The organism is Streptomyces hainanensis, assembly GCF_004348415.1.
In the GTDB taxonomy this organism is placed as follows: domain Bacteria; phylum Actinomycetota; class Actinomycetes; order Streptomycetales; family Streptomycetaceae; genus Streptomyces; species Streptomyces hainanensis.
This window is the reverse complement of sequence record NZ_SMKI01000679.1, coordinates 1-2,915: the sequence shown is the minus strand read 5'-3', so window position 1 is coordinate 2,915 and position 2,915 is coordinate 1. Positions and strand designations below refer to the sequence as shown.

Below are 2,915 nucleotides of genomic sequence, written 5' to 3'. Positions count from 1 at the left end.
GCGGCCCGCCGGCAGCTGGCGCCGGGTGGGCGGGTGCTGATCGGGGACGGGTTCTGGGAGCGCGAGCCGTCCGCCGAGGCCGTCGAGATCTTCGGTGAGCTCCCCGACCTGCCGACCCTCGTGGACGGCGTGATCGCCGACGGCTGGACGCCCGTGCACGGGCATGTCAGCTCCCGCCGCGAGCTCGACGCCTACGAGTGGGCCTGGACCGGCACGGTCGCCTCGTGGGCCCTCGACCACCCGGAGGACCCGGACAGCGCACAGGCGTTGGAGACGGCCACCGCCCACCGGGCCGGCTGGCTGCGCGGCTACCGGGACGCGTTCGGCTTCGTCAGCCTGGTGCTGCGCCCGACGTCCGGCTGAGCCGGGGCCCTGGCAGGATGGCCGCATGGCCTCCCCGCCCCCGTTCGACGTGGACGAGTTCCTGCGCCGGCCGCTCACCGCGCGGATCGCGACCAGCGGGCCGACGGTGCGGCCGGTGTGGTTCCTGTGGGAGGACGGGGCGTTCTGGATCCTGACCGGGCCGTGGGCCCGGCTCACCGCGCGGGTGGCGGAGGATCCCGCGGTCGCGCTGGTGGTGGACGAGTGCGACCTGGCGACCGGCCTGGTGCGGCAGGTGATCGCGCGGGGCCGGGCCGAGTTGCTGCCGTTCGACGTGGCGCGCGGGCGGCGCAAGCTGGTGCGCTACCTGGGCCTCGACGAGTCGGTCTGGGACGAGCGGTTCGTCCGCTACCTGCACGACGACCCGGCCGCGCGGGGCACCCGGTGGCTGCGGCTGCGCCCGGCCTCGCTGGTGGCGAAGGACCTCGGCTACGCCGTCGGCCGCGCGGCGGAACGCGACGAGGGAAACCAACGGTAAAGCGCGGGCCCGCATTCGGAAACGGGCCGCGCCGAGCAATGGCCATTGCCCGGGACCCGGAAGGATGAATCGCCGCCGTCCTCGGAGCCGTTCCGCCGACGGGAACTCCTCGGCGCCGCGCCCCCGGCACGCCCGTCATCAGCGCGAACGAGGAGCGGAATTGTTCACCTCGGCGCGAATTCCCCGCGCAATCGGAACCCGTCGCACAGCAGTCCACACTTGAGGCGTCTCGCGGAACTGCGCAAGCCTTGTCGGGCACAGCCATCGACAGGGGGGAAACCGGCTCATGCCGAAGCTCAGTGACGCCTTCGCGAGATCCGTCGTCACACCGTTGCGCGGCCTGGCCTTCAGGTCGGCCGCCGCGATCACTCCGGTGATCGTCGCCGAGCGTGACAACATCCGCTATTACCTCAACACCCACGACCGCGAGATCTGCCGAAAGATCTTCACGACCGGGAGTTTCGAGAGAACCGCCATGGACGCCGCCTTCCGCGCGATGTCGCAACTCAACGGGGAGAAGTTCGACCTGGCGGGAAAGACCTTCCTGGATCTCGGGGCGAACATCGGAAGCGCCACCCTGCTGGCGCTGCTGCGGTACGACGCGAGGACCGCGTTGGCCGTGGAGCCGGACCCGGAGAACTTCGTGCTGCTCCAGAACAACCTGCTCGCCAACGGGATCCAGGAGCGGGTGACGGCCGTGCGCCGCGCCCTCTCCGACCGTCCTGGCGAGGTGCTCCTGGCGCTCTCCGAGAAGAACCGGGGAAACAACATCCTCACCCGGGACCCGCACGGCCTGCCCGCGGAGTGGGCACGCACCATCGCCGTCCAGGCGGTCAGGCTGGACGACCTGTTGGCCGCCGAGGGCGTCGAGCCCGGGGACATCGGGATGTGCTGGATCGACGTCGAGGGCTACGAGGCGCATCTGCTGCGCGGCGCCGGCTCCCTCCTCGCGGCGGAGGTGCCCACGGTCGCCGAGTTCTGGCCGTACGGCCTCGAACTCTCCGGCGGCTACGACGAGTTGTGCGCCGCCGTGCGCGCCCACTACACCGCGTTCGTCGATCTGCGGCGGCCGTTCGACGAGGCCGGGGCGCCGATCACGCGGCCCGCCGGCTCGCTCGGCGATCTGCGGGCGGTCTACCAGGGCCGCGAGTGCACCGAACTCCTGCTGGTTCCCTAGCCGGAGCGGCCACGTGAAGTCCTCGACCGCCGTGCTCGCCGTCGCGCTGTGCACGGCGTGCTCCGGCATCGTCACCCTCATCGTGGCCGGTCTCACCCTGCCGCCGACGGTCATCGCCTTCTGGCGGGTGGCGATCGCGGCGGCGACGCTCGCGGTGCTGCTCCCGCTCTCCGGGCGCCGCCGGCTGCTGCGGTATCCGGGGCGGGTGATCCTGGTGCCCGGGGTGCTGCTCGCCGTCCAGTGGGGGCTGAGCTTCGCCGCGCTGCAGCACACCTCGATCATCAGCGCGGTGCTGATGACCTCGACGGCGCCGGTGATGATCGCCGTCCTGGCGCCGCTGCTGCTGCGCGAGCGGCCGGGCCCGCTCTCGCTGACGGCGCTCCCGCTGGCGGTCGCCGCCACCGCGCTCATCGTCACCCGCGGCGAGCAGGGTGGCGAGCTGCGCCCCGTCGGGCTGGCGTTGGGCGCGGGTTCCGCCCTCGCCTACGCCCTGCTGGTCATCTACCTGAAGCGCTACACCGACGACGTCGACCCGACCACGCTGGTCTTCTACGAAACGTTCGTGGCCGCCCTGGTGTTGAGCCCGACGTACCTGCTCGCCAGGCCCGTCGTGACCCAGAGCGAGCTGGCCAGGCTCGCGCTGCTCGGCGTCGTGCTCACCGCCTGCCTGGGCATCGCCTACCAGAGCGCGATGCGCCGGGTGACGGCCCTGGAGGTCGGCGTGCTCTCCTACGTGGAGCCGGGCGCCACCGCCCTGTTGGCGGTGACGCTGAGGGGTGAGCCGCTGACCCCGGAGATCGTCGTCGGCGGCGCGGTGATCTTCTTCGCCGGCGGCCTGGTCACGCTCGGCAACCTGCGGGGCGGGGAGCTGGGGAGCCC

3 protein-coding genes and 1 pseudogene are annotated in these 2,915 nt (G+C 72.3%); all 4 read left to right on the top strand.

Going from position 1 to position 2,915, the window contains the following annotated elements:
- Positions 1 to 363 (top strand): annotated as a pseudogene (locus E1283_RS34620) (SAM-dependent methyltransferase); the annotation flags it as partial.
- Positions 364 to 388: 25 nt separating this feature from the next.
- Positions 389 to 859, top strand: coding sequence for a pyridoxamine 5'-phosphate oxidase family protein (locus E1283_RS34615; RefSeq protein WP_132822130.1), 471 nt, complete (start codon positions 389 to 391; stop codon positions 857 to 859).
- 286 nt (positions 860 to 1,145) lie between these two features.
- Entirely contained in the window at positions 1,146 to 2,036 is an 891-nt protein-coding gene (locus E1283_RS34610; RefSeq protein ID WP_132822129.1) for an FkbM family methyltransferase, read from the top strand.
- Between the two features lie 13 nt (positions 2,037 to 2,049).
- Positions 2,050 to 2,915, top strand: an 866-nt coding sequence (locus tag E1283_RS34605; RefSeq protein ID WP_132822128.1) for a DMT family transporter, incomplete at its 3' end; no start/stop codon positions are given.

What these genes read in the sequence shown, in the direction of transcription:
- E1283_RS34615 (WP_132822130.1), top strand. Translation starts at nt 389, where the DNA reads ATGGCCTCCCCGCCCCCGTTCGACGTGGACGAGTTCCTGCGCCGGCCG.
- E1283_RS34610 (WP_132822129.1), top strand. Translation starts at nt 1,146, where the DNA reads ATGCCGAAGCTCAGTGACGCCTTCGCGAGATCCGTCGTCACACCGTTG.